Here is a 15,490-nt window from a genome sequence, read left to right as displayed (position 1 = left end):
CGGTTGGATATCTGGCAAAAACAAGAATAGTTCTTGTCGACGTGTAGAAGAGGTTCTATGACCCAGCGAGGGTATGCTGAGTATAGACGCACCAACAATCGATATTGGTACCGAGTTCTGATGCTTTCATTTCAGAACTCAGAACAAAGATTACCGAGAATCTCAGGATCAAAAAAGGGGGGAATTCCCCCCTAATTACTTAAAATGGTTCGGTTTTAGTTGATGTCTCGAACAACCCTAAAGCCGACGTAGTTCGCTGAACTCGAAGATGATAGATACAATCTTTCGTGCGCAACTGCTTTCGATGGCGAGAAGTTCCAAGCGCCACCTTTGGTGATCCCTTGTGAGCTATCTGTCCACTGCCAAACGTTACCTACTGTGTCGTAAATACCAAGAGGGTTCGCTTTAAACGCCGTTACTGGTGATGTACTTACATTTGACCACGGAGAGCTGCTCCAGCCAGTGTTAGCGTTGCCTGCTAAAAAGTTATTGCCCCACCAATAGTTGGCTTGGCTACCTGCACGAGCTGCAATTTCCCACTCATCTTCGCTTGGTAGACGGTAATGCGCGCCGGTTTGTTGGCTTAGCCATTTTACGTACGCTTGGGCGTCATTTTGGCTAATGCAGACTACAGGTGCGTGTGGCGATTGCTTAAAGCCTGGGTTACGCCAGTAGCTTTTCTCAACCGCAGTCACTTCTCCCGCAACAATAGCAGTACAGGTGTTTTTTAGCTCTGAGTCTGTTTGGTAGTCGGTTTGAGCAACGAACTGTTCAAACTGACTTACGGTAATTGGTGTCGCACCCATACCGAAAGCATGATCAAGGGTTACCTGATCGGAAGCGTGTTCACCAATTAAGTAACGACCTGGTAAAACTGTCACGACTTGCGGCGCTTTGTTGCCAGTTTTTAGTCGATCTGCGAAGCGATCGCCAGCGCGTAGCGGGTTGGCTTTTTGTTTGAGAACCGCTTTTAGATTATGGTCAGATTTGATGGTGAGATTTTGATCAAAACTGTTGTAGCCATCTTTGTGAATTTGAATATGGTGCTGACCTACTGGAAGCATCACTTCTACAGGTGTACTGCCGTATGCCACGCCATCAACAAACACTTTGTCGTTGTATTGGTTTGAGCGAACCGACAAGGTTACCCAAGCAATCTCTTTTTCATTGTCGAATTGGTCGCCAGAGGTATAACCCGGAGCGAAACAGTATTGCTTGTCGACACCCAATAAGTGACAAGCAGCCGTATCGTTCGGACGAGCTTCGAGTTCGACATCCATGATTGCGCGGTAACGCTCACCATCGTAAAAGCCTGATTGAGAGGTTGTGTGGCGCAGTACGTGAATGTTAAGAGGAGTTTTATTCGCGTTAGCGACGACCACTTCAGATTCGGTTGTTTGTGCAAGCAGTTCGCTTTGGAATTGCTTCACCGCTTTTTGCAGTGCGAGCTCTTTAGTTTGGCCATCACACTGCGATAGCGTCATGTTCGCTTGGCAACGGTTGGTAAAGCTAACGTTAACTTGTTTTGCTGGTTCAAGCTCATCATTTAAGCGAGCGACGCGAGCGCGAATTTTGACTTCATCAAATTCGGCGATGGTTTGCTCAAGAGCAGTAACAGCCGCTTTACGCTTAGTTAGCTCTAGTTGGCCTTCTTCTAGGCTCTGTGCTGCAGAAAGTTTATCTGACTGGCTGGTTTTCAGTGCATTCCATGCACCCTGGTAAACCGCTTGAGTAGTAGCAATATCGACGCTTGGGTCGTCAATCATGCGTTTGTAGTCAGAGTCGAGTTGTTTTTTGGCTGCGGCAAATTTATCGCTCAGTTCTGCGCTGATACTGTTGGTTTTTTCTAGCTCGGTAGTGAGGCGAGACACGGTAGTCTCTTGTTCGTTAAGAGCTTTGCGTGCTTCTTTCAGTTCAGTATGCTTGGTGAAGAGTTGATCATCAATCGCCACAACAGAGGGTGCTGTGTCTTCAGCAAACGCAGTCGTGCTCATGAGGCAAGGAGATAATGCCAGCAGGAGAGTGGATAAACTTGTTCGCATCTTAGTCTTTCTACATCTTAAATTGGGTTAATTGACCTATTCTAAACGAAAACGCCACTTTGTCTTAAGTTATCGTTGTAACTTAGAAGCAAAATGGCGTTTTCGTTCATCTTTGTGAATTGGCTCGTTTTTATCGCATAGGCTAGATTTGACTTAACCTTCAGATTTTGAGCGAAGTTTTACCCAAACGGTATCGTTTTGATTAATCGTTACTTCGCGGTTGTAGGTTTGATAGCCTTGCTTAGTAACAGTCACTTGATGGATACCTTTTGGCAGTAACACTTCAACCGGAGTGCTACCGTAATCAACACCGTTAATTGTCACGGAGTCGTTGTACTGATCCGAGCGTACTGTCACGCTCACCCAGTTTTTATCTTGCTTCTTTTCTTGTTGAGCCGAAGATGCGTCTTTTAGACAGTAACGGCTAGAAACGTTAAGAAGTTTACATGCTGCAGTCGCTTCTGGTTTTGCTTGAAGCTGTGCTTGCATCTCAGTGAAGTAGCTGTTGTTGCCTTCAAAACCTGAGCGCATGATTTGGCTGTCTTGTACGTGCACATTAAGCTGAACACCTTTCGCGTTTTGTTTCGCGATGTTCGATTCAGTTAGGCTATCCATTAACTTAGCTTTAAACGCTTTTACTGCTTTTTGCTTAGTTAGGTATTGGCCTTGGCTAGTACACTCACCCAAAGTCATGGTTGCAGAACAAGTCGTTTTGTAGTTTGTTTGCATCACGTCGCTTTCGCGCAGTTCAGCTTCAAGACGTTTGATTCGAGCTTCTACTTTTTGCTCTTCTAGGTATGAGAACTCAGAAGATAGGCGAGCTTGCTTTTGTTTCACTTGAGAAAGGCGGATTTCGCTTTCAGTGATAGATTGCTGGCTTTCAAGTAGAGCGGTTTGGTTTGCTTTTACTGCACTCCAAGCATCTTGGTAGGCTTTTTGGAAACTTACTAAATCAATATCTGGATCTTCTAAAAGACGGCTATATTGTTTGTCCAAAGCAGATTTAGCTCGATTACGTTTAGCGTTTAACTCGCTTTCATCGCGCTTAAGTTTGCCGTGCTCGTTTTGCAGTTGTTGGTAACGGTCAGCTTCTGCATCGTATTCTGCAGCAAGGTTACTCATTTCTGACTGTTTATTACTTAATTTTTTATCGATAGCAATTACAGGATCCGTTGAGTTTGCACTCTCTGCAACTACCGATGTCGATACCCAAAATGGGCTTAGCGCAAGCAAAAGCGCGGGGATGCGACGTGTTATCATAAGTCTCTACAACAATTAACGTTTAAATTCACTAAAGTAAGAACAATCACAGACAATTTTTTGACAGTCCATTGGTTTTCTGCCATCAGTAAGAGTCTACTATCCTTTTAGCACTCTGGACGATAAGACTATCATAACTTTATAAAAATAAATCCAAAGTACCACGCATTATTTTGGGGAGTTCACGGAAATAAGCAAGTAAAGAATGACATTTCCTATCAGGTAATGGGCTTAGGAGTGACATCAGCCGTAATTTATGTGCACTTGATCATTCTTCCGGCACTAAAATCTTCACTTTTGTCTCGATTTACAAAATAGATTTAAGCAGTTTGTTGAAGCAATTTATGCATTTTCATGCGCATTGCAGAAATTTTCGAGATCAAACGAGAATTGGTATACCATCAAACTTCTTCTCTATGATCGCCTAATAGGACGGCTATGAGCGACCCAAACACACCACCTATCAATCTTGATATGTCCAAAATTTTGTCACCCAAACCTGCGGAGTTGGTGACCTTGCCTTCTTATATGGATTGTCATGATCACAGCTATACCCAAATTGTGATTGGTTTGAAGGGGCAAGCGGAGTTTGAAGTCAGCGGCTATGGCAATTTAGTTGGGCCGGGACAAGGCTGTGTGGTGACCTCTGGCTCAGGGCATGCCTTTGGCGGTGTGGTCGGGCAGTCGGACATTTTGGTGCTGAACATGCCTATGCCCGATAACGATGACCCATTGATGTTGCAGCGTTTGAATGAACTCAATCAATCTGAGACTTACTTTCAGTTGGATGGTCAAATCCAGAAGTTGATTCAAATGCTGGTGGCAGAGATGCAAGCGAGTCCTAATGATCTGTTGTTAAGCCGTGCCTGTAACGACACAGTGATGGCATTACTGAATCGCCATATCTCCGCGTTATCAGCAAGGCAGAAAGAGTCACGCTTTGATTTAGAAGCCATCGATCGCTACATCGAACAGCATCTCACTCATAAAATCTCAGTTGCTCAGTTAGCGGGCAGTGTGTTCTTGGGCGAAAGTCAGTTTCATATGCTGTTTAAAGAGCATATGGGCATCACCCCTCACCAATATGTATTGAACAAGCGCATCGACAAAGCGAAAAAGCTTATAGAGCAAGGGCAGTTCACCTTGGGTAAAGTGGCAGAGCTGACTGGCTTTTCCGGTCAGAGCACTTTCACCCACAGTTTTTCTCGCTTACAAGGCGTATCGCCATCCCAGTACAAGAAACAATTTGGTTAAAAACGAAAACAAAACTAATCAATAATTTTGTTTGTTGTGATGTGATCATGTTTTTATTTTGTTAAATATCGAAGTTTTTAGCAAATAATCCGGAGTTTTTGACAAGTATTCCTCGTGCACTCAAAATACACTGCAAGCCATTGTAGGAAACCTGAACATTTGTCAGGTGTGAGATTGAGGAAAACGCATGTTTACAGCAACCGATGTGTTAAGTGCTGATTTTGTTGAACAGCCACTCGACCAACTTTGGGCGTTGATCTCTCCACTTTATATGGTGGATGAATCCCAATGGCTTAAACAATTACTCCCTTTGGCGGCGCCAAGTGATGCTGAAAAAACGCTAATCACAGATAAAACCACTCAGCTTATTCAAGCTATTCGTGCAGATAAAAAGTCGATTCAAATGATTGATGCCTTGTTACTTGAGTACAGTCTCGATACTCAAGAGGGCATTTTACTGATGTGTTTGGCAGAAGCTCTGATGCGTATCCCAGATGCGGCGACAGCGGATGCCCTGATTCGCGATAAATTAAGCGTCGCGGATTGGAAATCACACCTGAAGAATTCAGATTCAGTGTTTGTTAACGCATCGACTTGGGGCTTGATGCTCACAGGTAAAGTGGTTGGTCTATCGGAACAACAATCCCCAAGCCCGACGCAAGCGGTTAATCGCTTAGTCAATAAGATGTCTGAGCCTGTGATTCGCAAAGCCATGCATCAAGCAATGAAAATCATGGGCCACCAATTTGTATTGGGCCGAAGCATTGCTGAAGCGCAAAAGAACGGCAAAGCGATGCGAGACAAAGGGTTTACCTATTCTTATGACATGCTCGGTGAAGCCGCGCTGACCTCTGCTGATGCAAACAAATATTTCAAAGATTATTTGATGGCAATTGAAGCGGTCGGCCGTGATAAATATGGTTTGGAAATCAGCCCAGCGCCTTCTGTTTCGATTAAGTTATCTGCGCTGCATCCTCGCTATGAAGTGGCGAATGAAAAGCGCGTACTGACTGAGCTTTACGATACGGTATTACAGCTTCTCACTCGTGCAGTTGAACTTGATGTAGCAATTACTATCGATGCGGAAGAAGCGGATCGTTTGGAATTGTCACTGAAGTTATTCGAGAAGCTATATCGTAGCGATGTGGTGAAAGGTTGGGGCAAGTTTGGTTTAGTTGTACAAGCTTATTCAAAACGCGCGTTACCTGTGCTGGTATGGCTAAATGGTTTAGCGAAGCAGCAGGGCGATCTCATCCCGATGCGCTTAGTAAAAGGTGCTTATTGGGATAGTGAAATCAAATGGTCTCAGCAAGCCGGCTATGCGAATTATCCTGTGTATACGCGCAAAGAAGCGACCGACGTGGCATATTTGGCCTGTGCTCGCTTTCTACTGAGCGAACATGTGAAAGGCAATATTTTCCCTCAGTTTGCTTCTCATAATGCTCAAACGGTTACCTCTATTGCCGTGATGGCGACGCATAAAGAGTTTGAATTCCAGCGCCTGCATGGCATGGGAGATTCGCTTTACAACCACGTAATGGATATCTACCAGCAGTCAGTTCGTATTTATGCGCCAGTCGGCAGCCATAAAGATCTGCTGCCTTATCTGGTGCGTCGCTTGTTAGAAAACGGCGCGAACAGCTCATTCGTCCACCGTTTGGTTGATGCGCGTTGCCCAGTTGGCAGCTTAACTGTCCATCCGATTGATAGCTTGCTTGCCTATGAAAGCTTAAACAATCGCAGTATTCCTTTACCTCCTGATGTTTTCCCTGAGCGTAAAAATTCGGCAGGGGTGAACGTGGATATTGAAAGCGAAGCTCGTCCATTTGAAGCGCAGGTCGAAGCATGGCTCACTCGCCAATGGAATGCCGCGCCGATACTGAATGGTAAGCAAGACACCGAAAGCATGATCAAGGAAAGTCAGAATGTTGAAACGGTGACAGCCCCTTATGACCGACGTTTGCAAGTTGGGCGAGTTGCGATGGCAAACCTTGATCATGTTTCCGTAGCCATTAGTGGTGCGCAGTCAGCATTGAGCGACTGGCAGCAGACACCTTCTAGCGAGCGAGCCGGTAAACTGGACAAGCTGGCTGATTTGCTAGCAGCCAATTTGGCTGAATTGGTTGCCCTTTGCCACCAAGAAGCGGGTAAGACAATTCATGACAGTATTGATGAAGTGCGTGAAGCGGTCGATTTTTGTCGTTATTACGCCAAGCAAGCTGCTGGGCTAGGAGCATTTGCGGTCACTGGCTTTGACGGTCAGGTGCGTCAGGTATCACGCACTGGCCGTGGTGTGTTTGTTTGTATTAGCCCGTGGAACTTCCCACTCGCGATTTTCCTTGGTCAAGTGAGTGCGGCTTTAGTGGCGGGTAACACTGTGGTTGCAAAACCAGCAGAACAAACAAGCTTAATTGCCCACCGCGCGGTAGAGCTAATGTTAGAGGCTGGCTTTAATAACGGTGTCATTCAACTTCTACCGGGAATGGGTGCTGACATTGGTCATGCACTGACTTCTCACCCTGCGATTGCCGGCGTCGCGTTTACTGGCTCAACCGCCACTGCTCAGTTAATCAACAAAACTTTGGCTGAGCGTGACACTGCACCTGTGCCGTTTATCGCAGAAACTGGCGGTCAGAATGCCATGATTGTTGATAGTACCGCGCTGCCTGAACAAGTGGTGCGTGATGTGATTCGCTCGGCTTTTGCCTCGGCAGGCCAGCGTTGTAGTGCGCTACGTGTGCTGTATGTACAAGAAGACATCGCGGATCGAATCATTGCTTTGATTCAAGGCGCGATGTATGAGCTTTCAGTCGGTGTTCCACATCTTCATTCAACCGATGTTGGCCCTGTGATTGACCAAAAAGCGAAGCAGAAACTGCAAGCGCATATTGATCACATGGGGGCTACGCAGAAAACCATTACTCAACTTAACCTGCCAGAGACTTGCGCTCATGGTGACTATATCGCGCCTTCTGCATTCGAAATTGATGACATTTCTTGTCTGAAAGAAGAGCAGTTTGGGCCAATTTTGCATGTAGTTCGCTACAAGGCAAACCAACTAACTCAAGTGGTAGAGCAGATAAACCAAACTGGTTTTGGTTTAACCATGGGGGTTCATAGCCGTAATGAAACCACTTATCGCTGGATAGAAAAGCACGTACGGGTCGGTAACTGTTACATCAACCGTGACCAAGTGGGTGCGGTGGTTGGCGTGCAGCCATTTGGTGGCCAAGGTCTATCAGGTACCGGGCCTAAAGCGGGTGGCCCTCACTACTTGTATCGCTTTACTCAAGCAACTTATAACGCAGAGGAGAAATAATATGGTTCATCAAGTGATTCGTTTTTCTGATGCGTTTTCAGCTTGGGAAAATTGGAACTTAACTGACTTTGATTCGAAAACAGAAGCGTTGTTATCGCTCAAAAACATTTTGGCTCAGAGTCAGCCAACCTTGGACGCAGTTATAGGTTTTCATTTAGAACAAGCCTCAGCTCTATTGGCACAAACTCATCAACTTGTTGGGCCAACAGGTGAAACCAACGAGCTATATACAGCAGGCCGTGGTGTGGCTGCGATTATCGTCGAGCAGAGTTCTGAAAATGCTCAACTTGCGGCGATGGCGCAGATTACCGCAGCACTAGTCGCGGGAAATAGCGTCGTGATTTGTTCAGATGATCAGGACTTTACAGAAAACTTGGATGCTGCTTATCAGCAGTCTTCTTTGCCAACTAATCTCATGCAATTTACGGCTTTCGACGCCTTTCAACAGGTATTGGAATCGGATGTGCGTAGCGTGGGATGGGTTGGTTCAACTAAGGCGGAATTAAGCCTTAATCAACAATTGGCAACGCGCACTGGTGCGATTGTCAGTTTGGTTTCAGAAACGGATCTGGATGCGCTTAATGTCGCTCATGATCCGCATCTGTCGCTTCGGTTTATTACCGAGCGAACGAGAACAATAAATATAACAGCAGTGGGTGGTAATGCGACCTTGTTAGAACTTGGAAGTGATGCCCACTAACCCTGTTGTGGCGGTACCACGGAGGATACCGCCACGGTAGGTGATCTTTTTGCTAAGAGGAAAAACACATGGAAAATAGCTTTGCTATTACAACCACATTTATCGCTTACCTAATCATGATGTTGGCGATAGGTGTTATTGCGTACCAACGAACGAAAAACTCAGCCGACTATTTCTTAGGTGGGCGCTCACTTGGCCCTTGGCCAGCTGCGCTATCTGCCGGGGCATCGGACATGAGTGGTTGGCTGTTACTTGGCCTACCGGGTTACGCTTATGCAGCGGGTATCGAAGCCTTCTGGCTTGCGGGTGGTTTGCTTGTAGGTACATGGGCTAACTGGCTAATTAGTGCAAAACGTCTGCGTACTTACAGCATCACCACTGATGCTTTAACGCTACCAGAATTCTTGTCGCGCCGATTCAACGACAAATCAAAGCTGATTCAAACAATTTCTGCTTTCTTTATCCTTTTATTTTTCCTTTTCTATACCAGCTCAGGCTTGGTAGCAGGCGGTAAATTGTTTGAGACGGTATTTGGCCTTGATTACACCACTGCGGTGATCATCGGTACGGTTTGTGTGGTTTCATACACCTTGTTTGGTGGCTTCCTAGCCGTATCGTGGACCGACTTAGTGCAAGGTCTTCTAATGTCTGCTGCGCTTCTTATTGTACCGATCGTTGCGATGGACGGCGGTTTTAGTGATTTGAGTGCTAGCCTAGAGCGTATTAACCCAGAATTACTAACACTGTGGAACGACTCAACCGGTAAGCCATTGTCTGCGATTGCTATCATCTCTTTGGTTGCATGGGGTCTAGGCTACTTTGGTCAGCCACATATCTTGGCTCGTTTTAAAGCCTCTAGAACTAATAAAGATTTGACCACAGCTCGTCGCATCGCGGTTATTTGGACAGCCCTTTCTATGGTTGGCGCGATGTTAGTGGGTATTGTTGGTCTTATCTACGTAACCAATTCTGCCAATGTAACACTCGATGATGGTGAGAAAGTGTTCATGCTATTAGTGAACGCAATGTTCCACCCAGTGGTTGCGGGTATCCTATTGGCGGCGATTTTGGCTGCAATCATGAGTACTGCCGATTCACAATTATTGGTGTCTTCATCTGCACTGGCTGAGGACTTCTACAAGCAAGTGTTTAAGCAAGACGCAAGCTCTGAAGAGATCGTGATGGTTGGTCGAATTGCGGTAGTCGCTATCTCAATTGTGGCGCTGATTTTAGCAATGACACCTGATAGCTCGGTACTTGGCTTGGTATCTTACGCTTGGGCAGGCTTTGGTGCTGCGTTCGGTCCTGCAGTGGTTCTAAGTTTGTACTGGTCTAAGATGAACCGTAACGGTGCACTAGCGGGCATTATTATCGGTGGTGTGACGATTGTGGTTTGGAAACAGTTATCAGGCGGTTGGTTTGATGTGTATGAAATCGTACCGGGTATCATTCTATCGACTATCGCGATTGTGGCAGTAAGCCGCTTAACTGGCGAGCCAGAAGAAGCTGTTCAAGCTCAACACGAGAAGTTTGAGAAGCAGCTAACAGAACTTGACTAGCCCTTACCTGTGAATGATTTGAGCCCTGCATAGCAGGGCTTTTTTATTCTTCCACGGAAAATTAAATCCTGAGTCACACTTTTGATACACAAATTTCAATCATGGGAACCAAGTGTATATAAAAGAGTCAATTTCAAGGACTGATAAAAAACAGGGAGAAAACGTGATGCCACAAATGTACTGCGATTGCTGTCATAAGAAGACAGCTCACAAGATTGTAATGAAGCGCTGTGACCAAACGCATGATTCATTACTCAAAGCGTTTTTCTGTTTTGTTTCTACCGTAGTACAAGGCGACCATTACGTGAAAATGGAGAAGCAGTACTATTGCCGTGCGTGCAATCATCAGTCAGAACCACAACCTGCTATTTTGCCGAATGTAAAAGCGGCATAAACATTTTCTTACTGAATCTTACGCAATTACGTTTTTCTTGATCCCAATAGTGTGATTAACTGGTTTTATAAGCCGTTGTACTAATGACATTTATGGAAGTTGATCATGGAATTAGATCGAATTGATCGCGAAATTTTGCGTGTTCTGCATAACCAAGGAAGAATCGCTATTGTTGAGTTGGCGCGACATGTCAATCTCACGACCTCTCCCTGCTCTGATCGCGTCAAGCGATTGGAAAAAGAAGGCTATATTACCGGCTATCACGCCGAGTTGAACGCAGAAAAACTTGGCTTAGATGTGCAAGTGTTTATTCATGTTCGCCTTGATCAAAGCAACTTCTCTATTTTTGAAAAATTCGCCAAAGCCATTGAAGATATGCCGGAAATTGAATCTTGCTATTCACTTTCGGGAGACTTTGACACCATGATCAAAGTGCGCGTGCGCAATATGAAAGAGTATCAGCATTTTATGTCAAAGAAGTTAGGCAACCTGCCCGGTGTCATTCAAACTCGCAGCGAAGTGGTGATTGAAGAGCATAAAACCAGCTTTGGGGTCAGTGCCGCGCAGATATAACCAAGCCAGAATTGAAAAAGGAGCACATCACGTGCTCCTTTTACTTTAGGGGGATTGGCTAAGCGACGAAAGACGACGCGATACCAATCAAACCACCAAATACACCACCCCAAACCACAAGCCAGCCTAGGTGCTCTTTAATCATGGTTTGTACCATCTCTTTCACAAGCTGAGGTGTCAGCTCGTTTAAGCGTTGGTCTATGATGTTTTCTATGTTGGTTTTGATTTCATCCATCATCGCGGGCGATTCCAGCTGATCTTTAAGTGCGTTTTTCACGGTATCGCTTTGGCTGATTTCAATCACCGATTGCTGCATTTTTTCAACGAATGGCTGTTTGAGTGGCTGTAGTGCTTCAGTGCCGCCAAACATAGCTAACATGCCGCCAAACGAAGAGTTAGCGATCACTTCAACCAGCGAATCAAATGTTGGGTTAAAATCGACCTTAGCAATCACGGGCTCAAGGTTTAGCGTTTTTTCCCCAGCCATCTCTTTGCTTAAAAATTTATCGATGTTTTGTTCATTAAAGAACTGCTCCATCATTAGCTTTTTGATCGCTGCTTTGAACTCTTCAAAACGTGCAGGGATAACACCTGAGCCATATAAGCCGGGCACTTTTTCAAACAACATGTGAATAGCGAGCCAGTTGGTTATCGCGCCTGAAAATGCGAACAGACCTGCGTAAAAAGCAATTTGGTTATCCGCTTGATAGCCACCTGCCAACAGGGCAAGGGCGATAATGTTAGTGAGTAAACTCTTATTCATTGGGCAGTTATTTATCAAATGTTGAGGTTGAAACAAAGTGGGGCGAGTATATACCAACCAAGGGGTTGGATAGAAATTTTGTATTGTTTAGTCCTCTCTATTGATTCCAAGCAAGCGGTATGTTGTCGGTTTTGTTCAATATCTTTCAAACACAGTTTACTAATATTGAGTGCATACAAGTCGTCACGTACTTAAAAGAGAAATCTGAAATGTTAGAGATAATGAAAATCGACTCGGTTGAAACACTACAACCACTTAAAGCGCAATATTTTGCTCAAACAACCGCCCCCTTAGATGGTATGTGGCATTTTGGTTTTGTACCTATGTCGCAGCACTTTGGTTTCTACCAGAACCACGAGCTAGTGGGTTTTTGCTGCATCAATAATGATGGCTATTTATTGCAGTTTTACCTCTCCCAAAAAGCTAAGTCGCCGGCAGGCGAGCTATTTGCGTTAATAGCGCAAAACAATAGTAAGGTGATTAGTGAGGCAATAGGTGAGATTAAAGGCGCGTTTGTCAGCACTTGTGACCCTCAGTTTCTTGCCTTTAGCTTAGATAATGTAGGAACGCTAGCCGTCAATGCGTTGATGTATTGTGGTTTAAATGACGAGCGCGTTGAGCGTAACAATAAGGTTACTTTGGTTCATGCCAAGTCCAGTGATCTAAGTGAATTTGTAGCATTTGCCGCAGATGCTATTGGCGCGCCGACTGAGTGGTTGAGTGGTTATTTTAGCCAATTGATTGAGAAGCAAGAGCTATTAGGTTTTTGGCTTGACGGGCAACTGGTGGCTTCTGGCGAATGCCGTAAGTTCGCACAGTACCAACAAGACTATGCTGACCTTGGTATCATTGTTTCTCCTGAACATCGAGGACAAGGTATTGCTACAGACGTATTGGTTGCGCTAATTTCTCATGCCCAAGCACAGCGTTTGATTCCGATGTGTTCGACGGAGAAAGGCAATATCGGAGCACAAAAAGCCATTGCGAAAGCTGGACTTAAAACTGAGCATCGTCTTGTTCAAATTAATTTCAAATAAACAAATCGGGTGGTCTTGCGGTAGGGCGTCTTGAATATCGCACTAATCGAGAGAGTTTATCTGCTAGGATCACAAATCAATTAATGTAATGGAAAGAGCTAATGCTTCACTGGATATTTCCTGCTACGCGACAATGCAGCGAACTGATTGAGTGCTATTGGTTTATTGAGAAAACCACCTCGCAACGAGAGAGTTTTCCTAAATTGAACCCTGATCCTTGTGCGCATTTAATACTAGCACCGACGAGCGAGCCATATAGTTACACTTTTGATGGGGTTGTGTATTCTGGTTGTGGTAGCCATTTGCTGTTTGCTCATCAAGAAACCACGCAGCTGGATCACTCTAAGCCATTTGTGCATCTAGGAATTAAACTGCATCCAAGTGCTATCTATCGTTTGGCTTTGAAACCTGACAATGCTGAGGTATTAGATAACGTTAAAGAGATCGATATTTTATCCCTTCTGGGAGTTAGAGAATCGGTCTTGAAACGTTTGCTGAAATTAGCAAGGCATGAGCCTTTGCAATGCGTGAGTGAGTTAGAACATCACTTGGCATCTTGGGTTGTCAGTGCAAAACATGATCAGCACAGTAAGCTTACAGACAAGGTAGTGAGAGCTCTTGAGTCCACCCCGATTGCTAATTTAGATGCTACCTTGCACTGCTCGCAACGCACCATTGAGCGTAGTTTTCGAAGAGTGACTGATTTAACGTTGAAGCAATATCAAGCGATGACAAAGCTAGAGTTAATGTTGGAATACCTCTATCAGCGTCCTTCCAGTGAGATTGATTGGGTCGACGTGGCCTATCAGTTTGGTTTTAGCGATCAGCCGCACCTTATTCGATATCTGAAAAAGCAAATCGGTACAACACCACAGAAATATGTCTCTCAGCGCGGCTTTACCATTGATGTTTATGGTGGTGTGAGCTCGGAATAATGCGCGCTTAAGCCGACAAGTTTAGCTGCAACTTATCAGGGGCGGTTATTGGGTGTTGCAGATCTTGACGTATGAGCGATACCATAAGGGCAATTAATAGGTTAAAGATTTCATTATGTCAGATGAAGAACGCGCTCTAGAGTGGATGCGCCAACAAGTTCATAAAATTGTGCCTTACGCAGAAGAACCATCGTTTGATGATTGCGTAGAGCTGCTTAATCCTGCGTTTAAAAAAGGTAAAAGCGTTGCTCAACTGAGATTTTTGCTAGGCGAAGCCGATAGACGAGCAGGAGCGGCGGAGCGAAAACACGCAGCGCTTAAATACGCCAAAGAGAAAAGCCCGAATGCAGGCCAAATTTTACGCTTACAGAGTAAACTTCAGCAGGTTCAATTGGCGCTCAAGCTAGCCACTGGCGATAACAACATGACGATTTCTCAGTTCTGTGCTGAGTACGATGTGAGTAAGCGCGATGGCAATGAAGCTTGGCATGAAAAACTGCTGCAGCAGAGTAAGAAGAAGTAGTCTCCCCTTTTCCTCTCGAATCCTTTTTTGAATACTTGATGTTCGCTGCCCAGCGGGGCATCAAGTCCTTCCTGTTTGTCTGTGAATGATGCGTTGTGACTGGTATCGATTCATTACTCAATTCATTCCCAAGAGCAACGTAGAATAAGTACTTCTTTTCAACCTTGAGTATGATGGGTTTATTCCGACTAACAAAGGTAGTGTGTAATGAAAATCGTCGTAACAAGTGTCCCAGTAGAGGATCAAGATAAAGCACTCGCTTTCTACACCGATGTTTTAGGTTTTATCAAGAAAACGGAAGTTCCATTGGGTGAGTACAAGTGGTTAACCGTGGTCTCTCCTCAAGAGCAGTCAGGGGTTGAGTTACTGCTTGAACCAATGGCCTTTGAACCTGCAAAGGTTTACCAAGACTCACTCAAAACCGCGGGCATTCCGTGGACGTCGTTTGCAGTTGATGACGTTCAGCAAGAGTATGAAAGATTAGTGAGTCTTGGTGTGGAGTTTTCTATTACACCGAGAGAAGTAGGCAATGTGATGATCGCCGTACTGGATGATACATGTGGTAACTACATTCAACTGATGCAGATGTTGTAACACCAGTAAGTGGTCGCTATTTGGGTGGTATGTAGCGTGTCACCTATACAAGCTCATTCTGCGGTATGTGTGCTAGCATAACTAAATTGATTATTCTCCATAGCGGTTGATGTGATGCCTTCCTCTCCCAAGACACTCTATGAGCAAGAGCTCGATCGTTTGTATGACGATATATCGCTTCCTGCTAAGCAATACATGCTTATTAGGCAGTCTAAGCGGTTTATGGAGCAATACTATTCGCAACGCATTGAACTCAATGATCTTGCGAAAGCAGCGTTTATGTCGCGCTTCCATTATGCGCGAGTCTTTAAGTTACTCTACGGAGTAACACCAAGGAATTACTTACGGGATATGCGCATTGCAAAAGCGAAAGAATTGCTGAAAAGCGGGTACTCCATTACGGATGCTTGTTTGGAGGTTGGTTACGAAAGCTTAGCGACCTTTTCGACCACTTTTAAAAAGAGTACCGGTTATTCCCCTAGAGAGTTTCAAAGTCTGCATAAAACCCTCTAGGGTGATGAGGTTCTAGGATTGAGA

The 15,490-nt window shown here is 44.9% G+C and carries 14 protein-coding genes; 11 read left to right on the top strand and 3 right to left on the bottom strand.

Annotated features, from left to right (window positions below):
• Window positions 1-215: 215 nt before the first annotated feature.
• Together MU515_RS11140 and MU515_RS11135 are read right to left on the bottom strand one after the other, a co-directional pair.
• Window positions 216-2,042, bottom strand: a complete 1,827-nt coding sequence (locus MU515_RS11140) for an SUMF1/EgtB/PvdO family nonheme iron enzyme (protein ID WP_260260497.1) — start codon at window positions 2,040-2,042, stop codon at window positions 216-218.
• A 153-nt stretch (window positions 2,043-2,195) separates the two neighbouring features.
• A complete protein-coding gene (locus tag MU515_RS11135) occupies window positions 2,196-3,302 on the bottom strand; it encodes a PEGA domain-containing protein (protein ID WP_260260496.1) in 1,107 nt (368 codons plus the stop codon).
• A 438-nt stretch (window positions 3,303-3,740) separates the two neighbouring features.
• Between MU515_RS11135 and MU515_RS11130 the strand changes: the two genes are divergently transcribed.
• The 6 genes from MU515_RS11130 to MU515_RS11105 all read left to right on the top strand — a co-directional run bounded on the left by MU515_RS11130 (window position 3,741) and on the right by MU515_RS11105 (window position 11,101).
• Window positions 3,741-4,556, top strand: coding sequence for a helix-turn-helix domain-containing protein (locus tag MU515_RS11130; RefSeq protein ID WP_260260495.1), 816 nt, complete (start codon window positions 3,741-3,743; stop codon window positions 4,554-4,556).
• Between the two features lie 187 nt (window positions 4,557-4,743).
• Complete coding sequence (putA, locus tag MU515_RS11125) at window positions 4,744-7,875, top strand: bifunctional proline dehydrogenase/L-glutamate gamma-semialdehyde dehydrogenase PutA (RefSeq protein WP_260260494.1); 3,132 nt, start codon at window positions 4,744-4,746, stop codon at window positions 7,873-7,875.
• A gap of 1 nt (window position 7,876) precedes the next feature.
• Window positions 7,877-8,575 carry a 1-pyrroline-5-carboxylate dehydrogenase gene (locus tag MU515_RS11120; RefSeq protein ID WP_260260493.1) on the top strand — a complete coding sequence of 233 codons (699 nt, stop codon included), beginning with the start codon at window positions 7,877-7,879 and terminating at the stop codon, window positions 8,573-8,575.
• A 68-nt stretch (window positions 8,576-8,643) separates the two neighbouring features.
• Entirely contained in the window at window positions 8,644-10,134 is a 1,491-nt protein-coding gene (gene putP, locus MU515_RS11115; RefSeq protein ID WP_260260492.1) for a sodium/proline symporter PutP, read from the top strand.
• Between the two features lie 166 nt (window positions 10,135-10,300).
• The gene (locus MU515_RS11110) at window positions 10,301-10,528 is read left to right on the top strand and encodes a hypothetical protein (protein ID WP_260260491.1); all 228 of its coding nucleotides are present in this window, start codon (window positions 10,301-10,303) and stop codon (window positions 10,526-10,528) included.
• 105 nt (window positions 10,529-10,633) lie between these two features.
• Window positions 10,634-11,101 carry an Lrp/AsnC family transcriptional regulator gene (locus MU515_RS11105; RefSeq protein ID WP_260260490.1) on the top strand — a complete coding sequence of 156 codons (468 nt, stop codon included), beginning with the start codon at window positions 10,634-10,636 and terminating at the stop codon, window positions 11,099-11,101.
• 58 nt (window positions 11,102-11,159) lie between these two features.
• Here the strand turns inward: MU515_RS11105 and MU515_RS11100 are convergent, their stop codons facing one another.
• Window positions 11,160-11,864 (bottom strand): DUF445 domain-containing protein, encoded by a 705-nt coding sequence (locus MU515_RS11100; RefSeq protein ID WP_260260489.1) that lies wholly within the window; start codon window positions 11,862-11,864, stop codon window positions 11,160-11,162.
• Window positions 11,865-12,073: 209 nt separating this feature from the next.
• Here MU515_RS11100 and MU515_RS11095 point away from each other — a divergent pair, with 209 nt between their 5' ends.
• From MU515_RS11095 to MU515_RS11075, 5 genes are all read left to right on the top strand, one after another.
• The gene (locus tag MU515_RS11095) at window positions 12,074-12,901 is read left to right on the top strand and encodes a GNAT family N-acetyltransferase (RefSeq protein ID WP_260260488.1); all 828 of its coding nucleotides are present in this window, start codon (window positions 12,074-12,076) and stop codon (window positions 12,899-12,901) included.
• Between the two features lie 101 nt (window positions 12,902-13,002).
• On the top strand, window positions 13,003-13,836 hold the full coding sequence (locus tag MU515_RS11090) for a helix-turn-helix domain-containing protein (RefSeq protein WP_260260487.1): 834 nt from the start codon (window positions 13,003-13,005) through the stop codon (window positions 13,834-13,836).
• Window positions 13,837-13,951: 115 nt separating this feature from the next.
• A complete protein-coding gene (locus MU515_RS11085) occupies window positions 13,952-14,359 on the top strand; it encodes a hypothetical protein (RefSeq protein WP_260260486.1) in 408 nt (135 codons plus the stop codon).
• A gap of 207 nt (window positions 14,360-14,566) precedes the next feature.
• Window positions 14,567-14,953, top strand: coding sequence for a VOC family protein (locus tag MU515_RS11080; protein WP_260260485.1), 387 nt, complete (start codon window positions 14,567-14,569; stop codon window positions 14,951-14,953).
• Window positions 14,954-15,067: 114 nt separating this feature from the next.
• Window positions 15,068-15,466, top strand: a complete 399-nt coding sequence (locus tag MU515_RS11075) for a helix-turn-helix transcriptional regulator (protein ID WP_260260484.1) — start codon at window positions 15,068-15,070, stop codon at window positions 15,464-15,466.
• Window positions 15,467-15,490 lie beyond the last annotated feature (24 nt).

Source organism: Vibrio intestinalis (assembly GCF_025195085.2).
Lineage (GTDB): Bacteria > Pseudomonadota > Gammaproteobacteria > Enterobacterales > Vibrionaceae > Vibrio > Vibrio intestinalis.
This window is presented reverse-complemented; position numbering and strand designations above follow the sequence as displayed.

Coding starts and splice junctions, on each gene's coding strand:
- MU515_RS11090 (WP_260260487.1), top strand. CDS start 13,003: ATGCTTCACTGGATATTTCCTGCTACGCGACAATGCAGCGAACTGATT.
- MU515_RS11120 (WP_260260493.1), top strand. CDS start 7,877: ATGGTTCATCAAGTGATTCGTTTTTCTGATGCGTTTTCAGCTTGGGAA.
- MU515_RS11085 (WP_260260486.1), top strand. CDS start 13,952: ATGTCAGATGAAGAACGCGCTCTAGAGTGGATGCGCCAACAAGTTCAT.
- MU515_RS11140 (WP_260260497.1), bottom strand. CDS start 2,042: ATGCGAACAAGTTTATCCACTCTCCTGCTGGCATTATCTCCTTGCCTC.
- MU515_RS11075 (WP_260260484.1), top strand. CDS start 15,068: ATGCCTTCCTCTCCCAAGACACTCTATGAGCAAGAGCTCGATCGTTTG.
- putP (WP_260260492.1), top strand. CDS start 8,644: ATGGAAAATAGCTTTGCTATTACAACCACATTTATCGCTTACCTAATC.
- MU515_RS11100 (WP_260260489.1), bottom strand. CDS start 11,864: ATGAATAAGAGTTTACTCACTAACATTATCGCCCTTGCCCTGTTGGCA.
- putA (WP_260260494.1), top strand. CDS start 4,744: ATGTTTACAGCAACCGATGTGTTAAGTGCTGATTTTGTTGAACAGCCA.
- MU515_RS11080 (WP_260260485.1), top strand. CDS start 14,567: ATGAAAATCGTCGTAACAAGTGTCCCAGTAGAGGATCAAGATAAAGCA.
- MU515_RS11110 (WP_260260491.1), top strand. CDS start 10,301: ATGCCACAAATGTACTGCGATTGCTGTCATAAGAAGACAGCTCACAAG.
- MU515_RS11095 (WP_260260488.1), top strand. CDS start 12,074: ATGTTAGAGATAATGAAAATCGACTCGGTTGAAACACTACAACCACTT.
- MU515_RS11135 (WP_260260496.1), bottom strand. CDS start 3,302: ATGATAACACGTCGCATCCCCGCGCTTTTGCTTGCGCTAAGCCCATTT.
- MU515_RS11105 (WP_260260490.1), top strand. CDS start 10,634: ATGGAATTAGATCGAATTGATCGCGAAATTTTGCGTGTTCTGCATAAC.
- MU515_RS11130 (WP_260260495.1), top strand. CDS start 3,741: ATGAGCGACCCAAACACACCACCTATCAATCTTGATATGTCCAAAATT.